At 39.1% G+C, this 15014-nt stretch carries 18 protein-coding genes; 14 read left to right on the top strand and 4 right to left on the bottom strand.

The annotated features are described in order from the left end of the window. Window positions 1-35 precede the first annotated feature (35 nt). The 9 genes from PR833_RS07075 (at window position 36) to PR833_RS07035 (ending at window position 7709) form a co-directional block, all read left to right on the top strand. Window positions 36-1592, top strand: coding sequence for a sugar ABC transporter ATP-binding protein (locus PR833_RS07075; protein ID WP_272525989.1), 1557 nt, complete (start codon window positions 36-38; stop codon window positions 1590-1592). A 9-nt stretch (window positions 1593-1601) separates the two neighbouring features. Beyond that, window positions 1602-2621, top strand: coding sequence for an ABC transporter permease (locus PR833_RS07070; RefSeq protein ID WP_151207416.1), 1020 nt, complete (start codon window positions 1602-1604; stop codon window positions 2619-2621). Between the two features lie 339 nt (window positions 2622-2960). Continuing rightward, entirely contained in the window at window positions 2961-3185 is a 225-nt protein-coding gene (sra, locus tag PR833_RS07065; RefSeq protein ID WP_004919289.1) for a stationary-phase-induced ribosome-associated protein, read from the top strand. A 258-nt stretch (window positions 3186-3443) separates the two neighbouring features. Beyond that, window positions 3444-4226 carry a YaeF family permuted papain-like enzyme gene (locus tag PR833_RS07060; RefSeq protein WP_014658248.1) on the top strand — a complete coding sequence of 261 codons (783 nt, stop codon included), beginning with the start codon at window positions 3444-3446 and terminating at the stop codon, window positions 4224-4226. 375 nt (window positions 4227-4601) lie between these two features. After that, window positions 4602-5516 carry a Gfo/Idh/MocA family protein gene (locus PR833_RS07055; RefSeq protein ID WP_053110867.1) on the top strand — a complete coding sequence of 305 codons (915 nt, stop codon included), beginning with the start codon at window positions 4602-4604 and terminating at the stop codon, window positions 5514-5516. A 60-nt stretch (window positions 5517-5576) separates the two neighbouring features. Further along, window positions 5577-6014, top strand: coding sequence for a glyoxalase/bleomycin resistance/dioxygenase family protein (locus PR833_RS07050; RefSeq protein ID WP_060561299.1), 438 nt, complete (start codon window positions 5577-5579; stop codon window positions 6012-6014). A gap of 115 nt (window positions 6015-6129) precedes the next feature. Continuing rightward, the gene (locus tag PR833_RS07045) at window positions 6130-6558 is read left to right on the top strand and encodes a universal stress protein (RefSeq protein ID WP_004919294.1); all 429 of its coding nucleotides are present in this window, start codon (window positions 6130-6132) and stop codon (window positions 6556-6558) included. Between the two features lie 187 nt (window positions 6559-6745). Beyond that, window positions 6746-7084: a hypothetical protein gene (locus PR833_RS07040; protein WP_004919295.1), complete on the top strand. Its 339-nt coding sequence runs from the start codon at window positions 6746-6748 to the stop codon at window positions 7082-7084. Window positions 7085-7271: 187 nt separating this feature from the next. Further along, a complete protein-coding gene (locus tag PR833_RS07035; RefSeq protein WP_004919296.1) occupies window positions 7272-7709 on the top strand; it encodes a universal stress protein in 438 nt (145 codons plus the stop codon). Window positions 7710-7870: 161 nt separating this feature from the next. Here PR833_RS07035 and PR833_RS07030 read toward each other — a convergent pair whose 3' ends face one another. After that, the gene (locus PR833_RS07030) at window positions 7871-8164 is read right to left on the bottom strand and encodes a DUF5339 family protein (RefSeq protein WP_104873426.1); all 294 of its coding nucleotides are present in this window, start codon (window positions 8162-8164) and stop codon (window positions 7871-7873) included. Between the two features lie 240 nt (window positions 8165-8404). Here PR833_RS07030 and PR833_RS07025 point away from each other — a divergent pair, with 240 nt between their 5' ends. After that, entirely contained in the window at window positions 8405-8809 is a 405-nt protein-coding gene (locus PR833_RS07025) for a hypothetical protein (RefSeq protein WP_014658252.1), read from the top strand. Between the two features lie 12 nt (window positions 8810-8821). Here the strand turns inward: PR833_RS07025 and PR833_RS07020 are convergent, their stop codons facing one another. Continuing rightward, window positions 8822-9454, bottom strand: a complete 633-nt coding sequence (locus PR833_RS07020) for a TetR/AcrR family transcriptional regulator (protein WP_036940046.1) — start codon at window positions 9452-9454, stop codon at window positions 8822-8824. Window positions 9455-9641: 187 nt separating this feature from the next. On the opposite strand from PR833_RS07020, the gene PR833_RS07015 reads away from it, so the two are divergent. The 3 genes from PR833_RS07015 (at window position 9642) to PR833_RS07005 (ending at window position 12269) form a co-directional block, all read left to right on the top strand. Then, a complete protein-coding gene (locus PR833_RS07015; protein WP_042116536.1) occupies window positions 9642-10451 on the top strand; it encodes a threonine/serine ThrE exporter family protein in 810 nt (269 codons plus the stop codon). Continuing rightward, window positions 10448-10912 (top strand): threonine/serine exporter, encoded by a 465-nt coding sequence (locus tag PR833_RS07010; RefSeq protein ID WP_272525988.1) that lies wholly within the window; start codon window positions 10448-10450, stop codon window positions 10910-10912. The genes PR833_RS07015 and PR833_RS07010 overlap by 4 nt, the downstream gene beginning before the upstream one ends. A gap of 298 nt (window positions 10913-11210) precedes the next feature. After that, the gene (locus PR833_RS07005; protein WP_076914619.1) at window positions 11211-12269 is read left to right on the top strand and encodes an endonuclease; all 1059 of its coding nucleotides are present in this window, start codon (window positions 11211-11213) and stop codon (window positions 12267-12269) included. A gap of 87 nt (window positions 12270-12356) precedes the next feature. On the opposite strand, the gene PR833_RS07000 is transcribed toward PR833_RS07005, so the two are convergent. Then, entirely contained in the window at window positions 12357-12902 is a 546-nt protein-coding gene (locus PR833_RS07000) for a toxin-antitoxin system YwqK family antitoxin (RefSeq protein ID WP_004919304.1), read from the bottom strand. Window positions 12903-13410: 508 nt separating this feature from the next. Between PR833_RS07000 and phoH the strand changes: the two genes are divergently transcribed. Then, entirely contained in the window at window positions 13411-14196 is a 786-nt protein-coding gene (gene phoH, locus PR833_RS06995) for a phosphate starvation-inducible protein PhoH (protein ID WP_036940049.1), read from the top strand. A 62-nt stretch (window positions 14197-14258) separates the two neighbouring features. Here phoH and zinT read toward each other — a convergent pair whose 3' ends face one another. Then, window positions 14259-14903: a metal-binding protein ZinT gene (zinT, locus tag PR833_RS06990; protein WP_004919308.1), complete on the bottom strand. Its 645-nt coding sequence runs from the start codon at window positions 14901-14903 to the stop codon at window positions 14259-14261. Window positions 14904-15014 lie beyond the last annotated feature (111 nt).

Raw genomic sequence — 15014 nt, 5'->3', positions numbered from 1 at the left:
CTCGGTGAGCCCTGTTTTCCTGAAAAGGAGTTTTTATGTCAGAGCCACTACTTAAAATTACAAATCTTGCCAAAAGCTTTTCAGGGATCTGGGCGCTAAGTCAAGCCCAAATGACAGTGATGCCAGGGGAAGTGCATGCGTTATTGGGGGAAAATGGTGCGGGTAAATCCACTTTCTTAAAGGCACTTGCAGGCGCTCAACCGCAAACCAGTGGTGATATTTGGTTTAACGGTGAATTGCTTTCCATAACAGATACCCCGATTGTTCGCCAACAAAAAGGGATTATTACTATCTATCAAGAATTTAATTTGCTACCGAATATGACGGTAGCGGAAAACATGTTTTTAGGGCGTGAAGCGCTAAAAATGCGTTGGATGGTTAATGAAAAAGTCCTTAATCAGGAAGCCAAAGCGATCCTTGATTATCTTCAATTGGCAATTTTGCCAACGACCCAAGTGGCACGGTTAAGTGTTGCCCAGCAGCAAATGATTGAAATTGCACGTGCACTGACGCTCAATGCTAAATTAATTGTGATGGATGAGCCTTCAGCGGCTCTAAGCGATACCGAAGTAGAAAGTCTGCATCGTGTTGTTAGGGAATTGAAAAACCGTGGGGTGAGCGTCATTTACGTGACACATCGCTTACATGAAGTTTTTCAGATATGTGACAAGTTCACGGTATTTCAAGACGGCAGATACACCGGATCGGGGAATGTGGCTGAGACCTCAGTACAAGAGACCATACGTATGATGGTTGGGCGGAATGTGATTTTTGAACGTAGGCCGGCCAGCGAAACATATCATCGAGACAAACCGATTCGCCTATCGGTGAAACATTTATCGAAAGCTAAGCCACCTTTAGATCCTCATGGTATCGCGCTTCACGATATTAGTTTTGATGTTCATGAAGGCGAAATACTGGGTATTGCGGGCCTTATGGGGGCAGGAAGGACTGAGGTGGCACGCTGTTTATTCGGCGCAGATAAATATACCACGGGTGAGTTTATCCTTGATGGTGAGCCTTATCAGCCAACGACCCCAATGAATGCACTGGATAAGGGGATTGCACTCGTTCCAGAAGATCGTAAAAAAGAAGGCGCCGCGCTGGGATTATCCATTCGTTACAACCTATCACTTTCAGCGTTATCACATCTACTTAAAATGGGGTGGATGGTGGATAGCAATAAAGAAAACGCCTTGATAGAAAGCTACAAACAAGCACTACAAATCAAAATGGCCAGCAGTGAACAAGAAGTGCGTAAATTGTCTGGTGGTAACCAACAAAAAGTCATTCTTGCACGGTGTATGGCCATGTCGCCAAAAGTATTAATTGTTGATGAGCCAACCCGGGGTATTGATGTTGGAACCAAATCGGAAGTTCATCAGGTTATTTTTGAGATGGCGAAAAAAGGCGTTGCGGTTATTGTTATTTCTTCTGATTTACCTGAAGTCATGGCGATTTCAGACCGGATCATCACGTTGAGCGAGGGCCGTTTAACGGGGGAGATTAAAGGTGATGATGCAACAGAAGAGAAGTTAATGATGATGATGGCTATTTGCCATCAAAACTCACCAGCAGAAATGGTCGTATGAGAGGTTTACATGTTACAACAACAATCTTCTACGGCGGTCGGCCGTAAAAAAATAGATTTCATCGCTTTTTTTGAGCGCTTTGGTGTCTTGATTTTTATGGTGCTGTTGGTGCTATTTTTTCAAACCCAAAACAGTAATTTTCTGACTGAACGCAATATCACTAATATTTTAACCGAAGTGTCTATCTATGGAATTATGGCCGTGGGGATGACGTTGGTGATTTTAACCGCTGGTATTGATTTGTCTGTTGGCTCAATACTGGCGGTTTGCGCGATGACAGCGGCGTTTGTGATTAAAGGTGATAATTTAGTCGGCTTAGATCTTAATGCTTGGGGAGGGATGAGCTGGTTAGTTGGATTAGCTATCTGCTTAGCGGTAGGCACAGGGATCGGGTTTTTACATGGTCTTGGGATCACGCGGCTGAATATTCCACCATTTATCGTCACATTAGGTGGCATGACAATTTGGCGTGGGCTGACATTAGTGATTAATGATGGTGCACCAATCTCAGGTTTTGATGCTGGCTATCGTTGGTGGGGGCGTGGGGAGCTACTGGGGATCTCGGTGCCTATTTGGATCTTTGCGATTGTGGCATTGATAGGCTATTTAGCGCTGCATAAAAGCCGCTGGGGGCGTTTTGTTTACGCAGTTGGCAGTAATCAAGAAGCAGCTCGGTTAGCAGGGGTGAACGTTAAACGTGTTCTTGTCAGTGTGTATGTGGTGATTGGCTGTTTAGCTGGGCTGGCTGGGTTTGTGCTGAGTGCACGTTTAGGGAGTGCTGAAGCGGTAGCGGGGATGACATTTGAACTGCGCGTGATCGCCTCTGTTGTGATTGGTGGTACATCATTAATGGGGGGATATGGTCGTATCGGAGGAACCATTATTGGCTCAATCATTATGGGAATATTAATTAATGGTTTAGTTTTAATGAATGTTTCAGCGTATTATCAGCAAATTATTACTGGACTGATCATTATTTTAGCTGTTGCTTTTGATACTTACGCCAAAAATAGACGTGGTGCCAGTTAAATATTTTCACTATTTATAAAAGATAAACGCCTTTTTATTTTAATAAGAAGGCGTTTATCATAAGAAAATAAGGATTTAACGCTAAGAAAATACAGGTTGATACTTTTTAACTTTTAGTGCTAATAATATTGATATCTTATAAAAATTCCACCTCAGATAGTTCCCTTGTGAAACTAATTAGTTTAATTTCATTCACTTATATTTTATCGATGCTATACTATTAGGGTTATTTTTGAATTTTGAGTAAAATTTAAAATAACCCATGCAGTCAACACTGGCTATGTTTTTGATATTCAGCTTATTGCTGAATTTAAATGTTGTAGTTAAGGAGTCGATATAATGGTAAGTAATAATGCAGCACGTCGCTTATTAGGAATGCCTTATAAGTTAAGTCGTTCTAAGAAAAATATTCGAGTTTCTGTCGTAGCAAAAGAAAATGTGACGGAACAGCTGCCCGCTGAATTACAAAATCAACCTGTAGTTGCGGCATTAAATAATAAAGCGACAGAGAAAAAAACCTACCACTCAACAACGGTATTCTATCCTGAATATGTTATTAGCTAATTAATTGAGTGAATGTTGACCCTCTGGCATTGCTAGAGGGTTAAAAACACCAAATGATATTCCTACCTCATTTCTTACTCTTTTTCTTGTAACCAGTACGACCGCTACCTCATCTTCATATTAGAATGGTCAATATGTGATTATTGTCACTATCTAAAATTACAAATAAACAAAATATTGAGACGTTTCCGATGAAAAAGTCATGGAACTTGGTTACATTGAATTGGCGTATAAATAGAAATAGGGTAGGTATTCCCGTTGGCTTATTTTAAATATTTAATTTTTTGTTTTTGTGTTATTTCAGTGGCAGGATGTTCGACAGGCTTTAGAACGGATGAAGAAAGTAACCGATTAAAATTTAGCATTCAACAAGCCAATACGATACCGATTAAAGAATCTGTAGAGGCGCTCTCCGCTGCTGATATGTTACCTGGCGATATTTTATTGTCTTCCGCAACGGGAATTAATTCATGGGGTATCCGTCTTTTTAGTATTAGCGGGGTGAGCCATGCCTCAATATATTTGGGGGCTGGTGAAGTAGCGGAATCTGTCGGCAGTGGCGTGAGGATCATTACGCTCGATCAAGCTATCTCGGACTCAAATAATATGGTGGTGTTGCGGCAAGAGGGGTTAACCTCTATTCACGCCCATAAATTACGTGAATTTTCTATGCAAAATGAAGGGGGCAAATATAACTTTAAAGGGATAGTGATGATAGCGCCTTGGATGGTGACAAAGCGCGTTTGTGAATTACCTTTTATTGGTCAAACGATCCGTAATTTTTGTTTGAGAACGTTAGCGACGGTACAGTTAGGTAGCGATGTAGACCAAGCTAACGGCTTCTTTTGTTCGCAGTTTGTCCTTGATGCCTATAAATATGCAGGACTTCCGTTATTTGAAGGGAATTCAGCGTGGATAACGCCAGCGGATATCCTTCATATGCGAACAGGGGATGTGCCGACCTTTGTTCCGACCCATCGTTTAAGCTATGTAGGGCACTTGAAATCTTGGAGTTTATCGAGTGCGCTTCACCTGAGATAAATATCGTCAATAAAGTGGGTTTGTGGCGACGTGTTAATGAAAAAAAAGGCCAACTCAGAGAAGTTGGCCTGCTAAAACTGGAAGCAATGTGAGCAATGTCGTTTACGAAAGCTTGAGTAATTTACTCAAGTATTCGTTAGGTAAAAGATAACCATTCTCATTTGATAAATCAACCCTTTTTTATGTCTTATTATGCGAATTTTACCCCCTATAAATTCGTTTTTATAAAAAATAATTAAAATTCAATGCGTTATTTTTGGCTCTTTTAAGGATAATTTGAATAAATTTTTATAAAACAAGTTAGTACTCGAAATAAGTTGTTCGTTATACTTGTCAGTATCCTTCCTACACCGTCAGCACAAAGGTCAATCTTTGATGAGAACATTACGCATTGGTATCGTAGGGTTAGGCTCTATTGCGCAAAAAGCCTATTTACCGATACTGAGTAAAACAGATAATTGGCAACTGATAGGGGCATTTTCACCAAATCAAAGGAAAGCAAAAATCGTCTGTGATAACTATCGTATTCCACTGTATTCAGATATAAAACAGCTGGCCCAGCAGTGTGATGCGGTTTTTGTACACAGTAGTACCGCCAGCCATTTTTCAGTTATTTACAGTTTGTTATCATACGGCGTACATGTGTATGTTGATAAACCGCTTGCTGAGACACTTTCCCAATCAGAGCAATTAGTGGACTTTGCACATAAACAGAAACGTTCGCTTATGGTTGGGTTTAATCGGCGCTTTTCACCTTTTTATCAAGAACTCAAACAACACCTCAGTCAAGTTGCTTCATTACGTATGGAAAAACATCGTAGTGACAGTCTAGGCCCTCAAAATGTCCGTTTTACTATGCTAGATGATTATTTACACGTTGTAGATACCGCTATCTGGCTCGTGGGTAGTGAAGCAAAATTATTGGGAGGCAATATTATTGCAACTGAGGAGCAAGCGTTATGCTATGCAGAGCATCATCTGAAAGTGAATGAATGTTTAGTGACGACATCAATGCATCGCCGAGCGGGTAGTCAACGCGAGCAAGTTGCAGCAATTTGTGATGGTGGGGTCTACCAAGTGACAAACATGAATCATTGGATGAGTGAAAGTCACGAGGGGATAAAACAAAAACAACCTTCTAGTTGGGAGTCGATATTGGTTCAACGTGGATTCGATGGGGCTATTCGCCATTTTATTGATGCGGTGAGCCATGGTAGCGAGCCTGACGTCAGTGGTGAGCAGGCGATTTATGCTCAACAAATGGTAGAGAAAATGTTAAGCATTGCGTAAATACTGTTCATTGTTTCTCAGCTCATAAACCATTCCATACCAGTCTTATATAGGATTAATATGTTAAGTTCGCATCAAGCTTCAGAAATTTTATTTGTTGCAGGTTTTGGTCCGATAACACGTGAGCCTAATGTAAGTTATGCTTTCTATGTTAAAACTTTAGGTTTACCTTTAAAGGCAATGGAAGGTAATCAGGATTATTTCACCAGCGAAGAAGAACAGCTTAGTGGCGTTAAACATTTTGCGTTATGGCCATTATCTCAAGCTGCACAATCTTGTTTTGGTGTCGATCATTGGCCGGAAACGCACCTTGTTCCTCAAAGCTGGATAGAATTTGAAGTCGCTAATTTATCAAAAGCCACTCAATGTTTTATTAATGAAGGTTATTCCATTTTAGTTAATGAGCGAATGGAACCTTGGGGACAAATGGTTACACGCTTACTTAGCCCCGAAGGAATGTTGGTTGGTTTAACCGTTACACCATGGTTAAGAGAATAATAGTTAATAATTTGTAGCGAGAGATCTCATTTATCTTGTTGTTTAAGAGACATTCTTGCGTATTTGATTATAATTTTGTTGTTAACTTAAATTCTTTTTTCTATCAGGAGGGGTTATGTATAAAACGATTCTGGTTCCTATAGATTTAACTGAGGATGAACTGACAAGTAAAGCTGTTCGCCATGCAGTTAATTTAGCTAAACAGTCTGGTGCGAAAATTCATTTGATCCATGTGCTACCAATCTCTTCTGCTATTATTAATGCGTATGCACTTGGTTATATGGAAATAAAAGACCGTGCAACCGTTAAAGCAGAAGAAGACATGAAAATGTTGATGGATACGATTGATTTACCACTATCTGATGTCAATTATACCATAACGTTTGGCTCACCTCGTGATGAAGTGATTAATACTGCAAAAGACATTAACGCCGATATTATTGTTATCGGTTCACGCCGTCCGAATATTTCTACACACCTCCTAGGCTCTACCGCAGCGGGCATTGTTCGTTACGCAGAAACCTCTGTATTGGTAGTTCGTTAATTTTTTAAATAAACCTATGCTGATATTTAGCATAGGTTTTATTGAACCCATTATTTTTTATTTTACATGATCGTCATAAAGCGATGAGTGATTAAACCTTTTTCTTTTATCTTGTTGGGTATCAGGTATTGAGTGTAACAGTTCAGCCGAATAGGCCCTATTTTTATTGGGAATGGTGAGCTTATTTATGGAAAAGTTTTCGCAAGAAGTTATCCGCATTGAACATTTCTTATTCAGGGTATTACGTTTTTATTTTTTGTCGCTATTGGTTTTTTTCCTTGGGCTGTTACCCGGTATTATTGGCTTTTATTTTATTGAAGGTCATTCTTTGATGGAGTCAATGCTTAATGCATTATCCATGCTAAGTGGGCAAGCAATAGAGCCTGCACCAATCACGCAAGGTGGGCGTTTTTTTATCGCAATATATGGGCTGTTTTTACAGAGCGTATTCATTATTAGTATTGGCTTAATTGTCACACCTTTTTTGCACCGCATCTTACATAAATGGCACTTAGAAGATAGTTAGCATATTGATAAAATTGTGAACTTGCTTTAACAAATCGTCTGGTAGCTCACGGCAGTTTGTTTTTATTAAGACTATACTTTTGGTGAACAAAAAAGATAAACATTCACAAAGTGTATCCTAGTTATCACATCGCACTAAGGGATCACAGGTGGATAATAGAATGATGACTAATTAATAGGGGTATCGCATGTACAATAAAATTTTGGTTCCCGTAGACATTTCTGAAGATATTCTGACGGATAAAGCATTAAAACACGCAATTTATTTAGCAAAAATGTCGGGGGCAAAAATACATCTTTTCCACTCAGTTCCTGATGTTTCAAGGTTCTCAATGAGCTATAGCTATCATTATGATCTTTTATCTTCATTTGCTAAAAAAGCCGTTGAACGTTCAGAAGAGCAGTTAAAAGAGATTATTGCTAAGATCGATTACCCACAAGAAGATATTTCTTACAAAGTCGCTTTTGGTTCACCGAGAGATAAAGTGTTAGCTGAGGCAGAAGAAATAGGTGCGGATCTGATTGTGATTGGTTCACGTAACCCGAGTATCACAACGCACTTACTAGGGTCAAACGCATCAGGCATTGTTTCTTATGCGAAAATATCTGTACTGGTAGTCAGATAACCCGCCAATACAATAAGGCCAGTATTATACTGGCCTTATTAACGCTCTAATCTTTAACGCAAATCTATTACCATCTTAGCCCAAAGCAAGGCTAAAATTCGCATCGAAAAAGCAGATGGTGCTTATTCATCCCTATTAAATCAATATAATAGAGATAAAAATTATTTACCTTCCACTGCCTCTTTAGCTGCTTTAATAGCTTGAATGCCTTGTTCACATGCTTGTTCTTGAGCATCTTCTGGATAATCAGCGAGTGCTTTTTTCGCTTCATCCAATTGATGTTTCATCTCAGTGATCCTTTCTTTAACATTAGGGTCATTTTTGTACTGCTCTTCAGCTTGTTTAACCAGCACATTCATTTCTTGGAAATAAGTATCGCAATTTTTTCCTGCATTCGCACCAAATGCAGCTAATAGTGCAGCAACCCCGAAAGCAACTGAAAATCTTTTTTTCATAATTTATTCGCTTTTTTGATGTAACAATAAAACGAGAATAGCATTCCATATTCAAAAAGACATCACCTCTCTTAATCAATATTTTCTACTGTAGGTAATTTTGCTGCATATTAGGAATTATCTGTAATAACAGCACCGCGTGAATAGCATAATTTGCAAAAAGATAAATGAGAATCATTCTTGACTCTGTTGCAATTGAAAGTGTACAGTTAAGTACACTTTTTTGTGGGGGAGCTAGGTATGCAAAATAAGACGATTATTGATACGGCTGAGTGGCCAGTTTGTGTAATCCATTCATTTCCAAAAACCTTAGATGAAACGCGTTTATGGTTAGAAGAAATGGATATGTTATTGGCAAGAAGGGCGCAATTTGTATTAGTTTATCCGCCGGTCAAACAGAGCAAAGAAAAACCGTCTGAGGAACATATGAATGCCATGAAATATGTTCGCCGTTGGTTAAAACATGCTAAAGAGCCGATGGTTGAACACTGCCGTGCAATGGTGGTGACGTTACAACCAGATGGGAGTGATAAAGAAGATATGGAACAAATGGCGCCGTTACTTTCTGCATTTTATGGGCCTGAAGTGTTTATTGAACATAACATCGCCGCAGCGAAAAAATATGCTACGGCATTGATTTCTTAATGACGATGACCGCTATTGGCTAATTTTACGAATATAACTGGCGATGATGTCCACTGAGAGCGCAATTTGTTGCGTGATAAATTCATCGCTAGGTTTAAAATCAGTGACACAGAAGGTTTTAATAAAAACATCTGCTTTTAACATTTCTAAAAATCGAGATGAAATACTTAATAGCGTTTGTTCGTTAACTTTCACTTCAGGTAATTCAAGGAGTTTCTCAGTTAATAGCCGATAACTACGTACTGGCCCTTGTTCAAAGAAAGCATGGCTAATTTCAGGAAAGCGGTTATATTCACCAAGGATCAAACGATATAAACCAATAGACTGTGGTTTAATCACATTCAGTAAAAACCGTGCGCCGTAAAAAGACAATACAGATTCAATGCTATGGAGAGAAGGGGGATTATGACTTTCATCATCGGCGAAAATATCGTCAATCATTGATGCAACGACCGCAGCGAATAATCCTTCTTTATCACCGAAGTTTTTATACAGCGTGGAACGAGAGCCTCCTGCACGCTCAATGATCATATCAAGTGTTGTTCCTTCAAATCCATATTGAATAAAAATTTCAGAAGCCGCACTAATTAATGCTTTATTACGACGCTGCCCCTTAGGGGTTTTAGCGAAAAATGGGCTACTCATGCAATACTCATCCTAGCATTATGATTTATCTAACTATTCTTATCATGAAAAGGCAAAGTTCGTGATGACTAATCATGCTTTAACCTGAAAGAGATCATAATTCAGGCTATTATTTCACTTTATGATGTTGCTAAAGGTTATCACGTTTAAATCGTTATCTAAATCATCGCAGTGGATTGGAGGAAAAATGAAAGGGGAGGCTATCGATGAGTTGCAAGGTATTCATGCGATTACCGAAACACAAAGGGAGATCACTCGATTATGTATACAGTGTGGCCTCTTATTATTACAACATGGTGCGGAGAGTATGCTGGTGGAGCAGCTTACCTGCCGCTTAGGGATTGCACTCGGGGCAGATCAAGTTGATAGTGCTATTTCCTCGAATTCATTAGTACTGACAACCATAATTGAAGGTCACTGCTTAACGTCAACGCGTCGTATTATTGACCGTGGTATTAATATGCATGTGGTGACAGAGGTACAGCATGCTGTCATTTTAGTTGAGCATCACCTTTTGGATCGCAAACAACTTGAGAAGAAATTGTCCTCAATAAAACCATTACGTTATCCACGCTGGATAATGGTGCTGATGGTTGCTCTATCTTGTGCCTGCTTTAGTAAATTAAATGGGGGAGGATGGGATGGCTCCTTAGTGACATTGATTGCGAGTGGTTGTGCAATGTATATTCGTCAGGTGCTGACTTCTCGGCAAATGAATCCTTTGATTAACTTTTGTATTACTGCTTTTGTGGCAACGTCTGTTTCCGGATTATTATTAAAATTGCCATTTTTTGCTCCGACAGCAAGTATTTCGATGGCAGCAAGTGTATTGCTACTCGTGCCGGGTTTTCCATTAATTAATGCGGTGGCCGATATGTTTAAAGGCCATGTTAATACAGGGTTAGCGCGGTGGATGATGGCGAGCTTACTGACGCTGGCGACATGTATTGGTGTTGTGATTGCAATGGCAATTTGGGGACTAAGGGAGTGGGCATGAGTTTTTTACTGGCACTTTTAGAGGATATGTTACTAGCGGCTATCCCTGCTGTTGGCTTTGCGATGGTATTTAATGTGCCGATCAAAGCATTGAAATATTGTGCTTTGTTAGGGGTTATTGGTCATGGCTCACGTATGACTATGATGACACTTGGCTTAAATATTGAATGGGCAAGTTTTATTGCCGCTATTCTTATTGGCGCGATTGGTATTCAATGGTCTCGAACATGGTTAGCACATCCTAAAGTTTTTACGGTTGCAGCAGTAATACCGATGTTTCCGGGGATCAGTGCTTATACCGCAATGATCTCCGTCGTCAAAATTTCTCATTTAGGTTATACCCCTGAGTTATTTGAAACCCTTGTGACCAACTTTTTACGAGCATCATTTATTGTTGGGGCCTTATCAATTGGTCTATCCCTTCCTGGTTTGTGGTTATATCGTAAACGCCCAAGTGTATAAAAAAACAAGAAACGCCTTCGGTAAATGTGATATTCAAGAAGGCGTTTGATTGACTTTATTTACTATGGCAACCTAGCCTTTATTCAAAATTAATCTGATATCTCTTTCAATAGCTTTTACTATAAGTTGTTAGATTGATTAATAAACAATTCCTGTTATTAATTAGAATTATTAACATAACTGAATTGCTCTAATATGGAGTAGTTGTGCAATTTTATCGTGGTAAGTCGGTTGTTTCTAATATTCATTAGCTGCAAAAAAGCTTATATTCGGTTGTGTGGTACTGGCATAAGAAAATATGCAGTATATTACAGGATGCACTAACGCATTTAAGTTAATTGTTTATTATCAAAACATCAGTGGTGTTATTTTGAATAAAATATTCGCTTCATTGTACCCAAAATGGGTATTGTCATTCTTTTTATTAATATTTACTTTCCCGCTTATCGCTGCGCCAGGACAGTTTGATGAAGCGAAATTATTAAGTAAAACTAAAGTATATCTGGATCAAAACAATCAAGGTGAGGGAACACTTTACTGTGGTTGTAAATGGGAGTGGGCCGGTAAAAGTGGTGGGGTAGTCGATTTAAACTCGTGTGGTTACCAAGTCCGTAAACAGCAAAATAGGGCAACGCGTATTGAGTGGGAACATATTGTTCCGGCATGGGTATTTGGTCATCAGAGACAATGTTGGCAGAACGGTGGACGTAAAAACTGTGTTTCAACAGATCCTATCTTTCGTAAGATGGAAGCCGATATGCATAACCTTGCACCATCAATTGGTGAAGTAAATGGTGACCGTAGTAATTTTAGCTATGCTCAACTTCCCTCTAATGCGCAATATCCTTATGGTCAATGTCGTAGCCGAGTTGATTTTAAGCAACGCGTTTTTGAACCTAGAGATGAAGTGAAGGGGCAAGTGGCTCGTGTCTATTTTTACATGCATGACCGTTATAACTTGTCGATGTCACGTCAACAGCAACAACTATTGATGGCATGGGATAGACAATATCCGCCGAGTCAGTGGGAAAAACAACGTGACGAACGCATTGCTGCAATCATGGGGCACCATAACCCCTTTGTCACGGGGGAAATGAAATGGGAGCTTGGGCATAAAAATAGTGCTCAAGGGATTAAGCAAGTTGATAATTTATCGCCTGCACCTACAAAAGAGACACCAAAACCTCAAGCATCTGAAACCAGTACTCAAGTAAAAGGTAATCGTAACTCACATAAATACCATTTAGCACATTGCTCTGGTTTTAAAACAACATCCGATAAAAATGCAGTGATGTTCAGCGATGAGTTAGCCGCACAAGCCGCAGGCTATGAATTGGCAGGTAACTGTAAGCCTTAAAAGGTGTTTTTAAGGTAAAGTAAAAAAACACCCCAAAGTTGTACTACAACGTTTGGGGTGCTGCTCATCACTTTTGGTTTTTTTATATTATTTTTCGCTGACAATTTTGCCATTAATAACGGCGGATTTTTGAACGAACTGCCCATTTTCATCAAATTCAGAGATAAAACCTTGCGGTTCACCATCTTTGAAAACACCGGAAGCATAAACGTTGTTGCTTGGGGTGTCGTGATAAACTTTAAATGGACCTGTAAGTTTTCCGTCAGTAGCGGTCATTTCGATATCCTTACGACCATTTTCATGGTAAATCCGTACTAATCCATTCACTTTACAGTTTTTAACTGGCGTATACATTTTAACGTTACCATTCTCATAGAATGACTCAATGTAACGATCTAAACACCCCTTTTTAACCCAACTTCTGGTTTCCAATTGGCCATTATCGTAATGAAATTCATAAGCGCCTTCAGGTGTGCCTTCTGGCGTTTTAGTTGAAGGAAATTCAATACCTTTGAGTTCACGAAGTGCATCTAGATCAGATTTTGAAGATGTTGGTGTGAGTAGTTGACAACCAGAGATAAGTAGAGCAAAGGAGAAAAGTAAAGTTGGTTTTAATAAGTGTTTTTTTATCATGATGTCCCTATTGAGGTAAATATGAAAATTTCAGTTAGGCACTGGAAAATAATATTTTTCCTATACCTATCAATAAAATATAGTCATATTTAGTTAAATATCAGTCAGAATCTTCTTAAGCTATGATAAATACGGAATAATTGCAGAGAATAAATGTTAATTTATTGTTGCAAACAAAATATAGACGGGGGTATAGTCTGTTTATAAGGAATAAATGCAACATGATAAAAAGTCGGGTGTGTAATATTTTTACGGTTCGTCATAATAGTGTCATATAAATTCATTAGTTTACGGGTGTGATCCAGCAGGGAGGAACTAATGGGAACTAAGTCTTTGTTAATGCTTTTACAAGGCCGGTTACTACTCCATCATGAAATTGTCATGGTGAGATTAGTAACCGGTTTTTTTATTGCATGTTCAACCAACATGAGCTTGAAGGGAGCTCCTCTCTGTTCTGAATAGTCCGTCATTTGAATTGACTTTAACGATACCTGGAAGGGTTAATACTATGAGTAGACAGAAAGCTGCAACAAAGACGCGTCGTGAAATGAAACGGTCATTACGTAAAGAGCGCTCAGGTCGTTACGAAATGGCAAGTGTGGCCTCTTTTGCTGATTTTACGGGGATTGAACCTATTGGTATGGCGAAAGAGCGGCGTGATACATCGCCGATTACTCCACGCAATGATGCGCAAAAGCTCTATATTAATTCGATTAAACACAAGCAATTAATTTTTGCGAACGGTGAGGCGGGTTGTGGCAAAACCTATATTAGTACTGCACTGGCAGCAGATGCGTTAATCAATAAAGATATCAACAAAATCATCGTGACAAGGCCTGTTTTGCAGGCAGAAGAAGATCTCGGTTTTCTTCCGGGTGATATGGCTGAAAAATTTGCGCCATATTTCCGACCCGTTTATGACGTGTTAGTGAAAAGGCTTGGTAACTCCTTTTTGCAATACTGTTTACGGCCTGAAATTGCCAAAGTTGAAATTTCACCTTTTGCTTACATGCGTGGTCGCACATTTGAAAATGCGATTGTCATTCTGGATGAAGCTCAAAACGTTACTGTTAGTCAGATGAAAATGTTTTTAACGCGGTTAGGGGAAAATGTCACTGTTATAGTGAATGGTGATGTGACGCAATGTGATTTACCTGATGGCGTTATATCTGGTTTGGCAGATGCCTTACAACGTTTTAGCAGTGATGAAATGGTCTCAATGGTTAATTTCACGGTAGATGATTGTGTGCGTTCAACGCTTTGTCATCGAGCATTATTAGCTTATAGCCATTAAGTGATGTGATAGCCCCAGTTGTTAGCCAATAAAACTGGGGCTATTTGCAAATCTAATGATGATTAATGATGCAGCATTTCATGGACAATTTGTTCATCATTAAGCGAATAGGGGTAATAAGTTGGCCAATTATCCATTTGTTGTAATAGTTTTTCGTGGGATTCATTCCCCATATAGAGGTGAAAATGCCCTGAGGCCTGCGGTTCAATAATATGGTCACTAAATTGGATATATTTCGGTGCTTTTGAGTGTTTGTCTTGGCATTCGAATAAATAACGAACCCCTTTTTTACCGGAAGTATAATGGAGGATTTTAAAACCGGAATAGTGGTATTCACAACGGCTGATTTGACCATTCTGGGTAAATTCAATAATGTTATTCTCAATACTGATATTCTCAACGTCCGTTTGATAACCTTTTTTATAATAAGCGCGATACTCATCGACGGTTTTGTCTTTATTGTTTTTTGCTTTATGCTCCAATACGGGATCGAGTTTGCCAGTTATTAATAATGGGTAAATTGACTCCCAGATGCCATCCCAATCACTGAGCTTTCTATCTTTTACATCAACATCATTAAAAATACCTTTACTTGCTTGTATCGCTTTTTCGGATTGCGGGTGAGCATGACTATGAGCTTGTGTATTAAAGCTAACAAAAAGTGCACTGAGACTTAATGCAGCGGCAATAAGGGGTTGCTTATTCATTGAAGGTTCCTATAGTCCATAATAAATTAAAGTTATGTTATAACATAACACTTGATGAATGCAAAAATATTTTTGGGTTGAATAGGGGGGGGTGGGTAAGATTGAGCTATT

This window comes from Providencia sp. PROV189 (assembly GCF_028480065.1).
GTDB classification, from domain to species: domain Bacteria; phylum Pseudomonadota; class Gammaproteobacteria; order Enterobacterales; family Enterobacteriaceae; genus Providencia; species Providencia stuartii.
Note: the sequence above shows the minus strand (reverse complement) of the source record. Positions and strands in the feature narration are given on the sequence as shown.

Excerpts from the sequence above, each read along its gene's own strand:
- zinT (WP_004919308.1), bottom strand. The coding sequence starts at position 14,903 with ATGAATAAGCAACCCCTTATTGCCGCTGCATTAAGTCTCAGTGCACTT.
- PR833_RS07040 (WP_004919295.1), top strand. The coding sequence starts at position 6,746 with ATGGAAAAGTTTTCGCAAGAAGTTATCCGCATTGAACATTTCTTATTC.
- PR833_RS07025 (WP_014658252.1), top strand. The coding sequence starts at position 8,405 with ATGCAAAATAAGACGATTATTGATACGGCTGAGTGGCCAGTTTGTGTA.
- PR833_RS07000 (WP_004919304.1), bottom strand. The coding sequence starts at position 12,902 with ATGATAAAAAAACACTTATTAAAACCAACTTTACTTTTCTCCTTTGCT.
- PR833_RS07015 (WP_042116536.1), top strand. The coding sequence starts at position 9,642 with ATGAAAGGGGAGGCTATCGATGAGTTGCAAGGTATTCATGCGATTACC.
- PR833_RS07050 (WP_060561299.1), top strand. The coding sequence starts at position 5,577 with ATGTTAAGTTCGCATCAAGCTTCAGAAATTTTATTTGTTGCAGGTTTT.
- PR833_RS07005 (WP_076914619.1), top strand. The coding sequence starts at position 11,211 with ATGCAGTATATTACAGGATGCACTAACGCATTTAAGTTAATTGTTTAT.
- PR833_RS07045 (WP_004919294.1), top strand. The coding sequence starts at position 6,130 with ATGTATAAAACGATTCTGGTTCCTATAGATTTAACTGAGGATGAACTG.
- PR833_RS07010 (WP_272525988.1), top strand. The coding sequence starts at position 10,448 with ATGAGTTTTTTACTGGCACTTTTAGAGGATATGTTACTAGCGGCTATC.
- PR833_RS07030 (WP_104873426.1), bottom strand. The coding sequence starts at position 8,164 with ATGAAAAAAAGATTTTCAGTTGCTTTCGGGGTTGCTGCACTATTAGCT.
- PR833_RS07020 (WP_036940046.1), bottom strand. The coding sequence starts at position 9,454 with ATGAGTAGCCCATTTTTCGCTAAAACCCCTAAGGGGCAGCGTCGTAAT.
- PR833_RS07075 (WP_272525989.1), top strand. The coding sequence starts at position 36 with ATGTCAGAGCCACTACTTAAAATTACAAATCTTGCCAAAAGCTTTTCA.
- PR833_RS07035 (WP_004919296.1), top strand. The coding sequence starts at position 7,272 with ATGTACAATAAAATTTTGGTTCCCGTAGACATTTCTGAAGATATTCTG.
- sra (WP_004919289.1), top strand. The coding sequence starts at position 2,961 with ATGGTAAGTAATAATGCAGCACGTCGCTTATTAGGAATGCCTTATAAG.
- PR833_RS07055 (WP_053110867.1), top strand. The coding sequence starts at position 4,602 with ATGAGAACATTACGCATTGGTATCGTAGGGTTAGGCTCTATTGCGCAA.
- PR833_RS07070 (WP_151207416.1), top strand. The coding sequence starts at position 1,602 with ATGTTACAACAACAATCTTCTACGGCGGTCGGCCGTAAAAAAATAGAT.
- phoH (WP_036940049.1), top strand. The coding sequence starts at position 13,411 with ATGAGTAGACAGAAAGCTGCAACAAAGACGCGTCGTGAAATGAAACGG.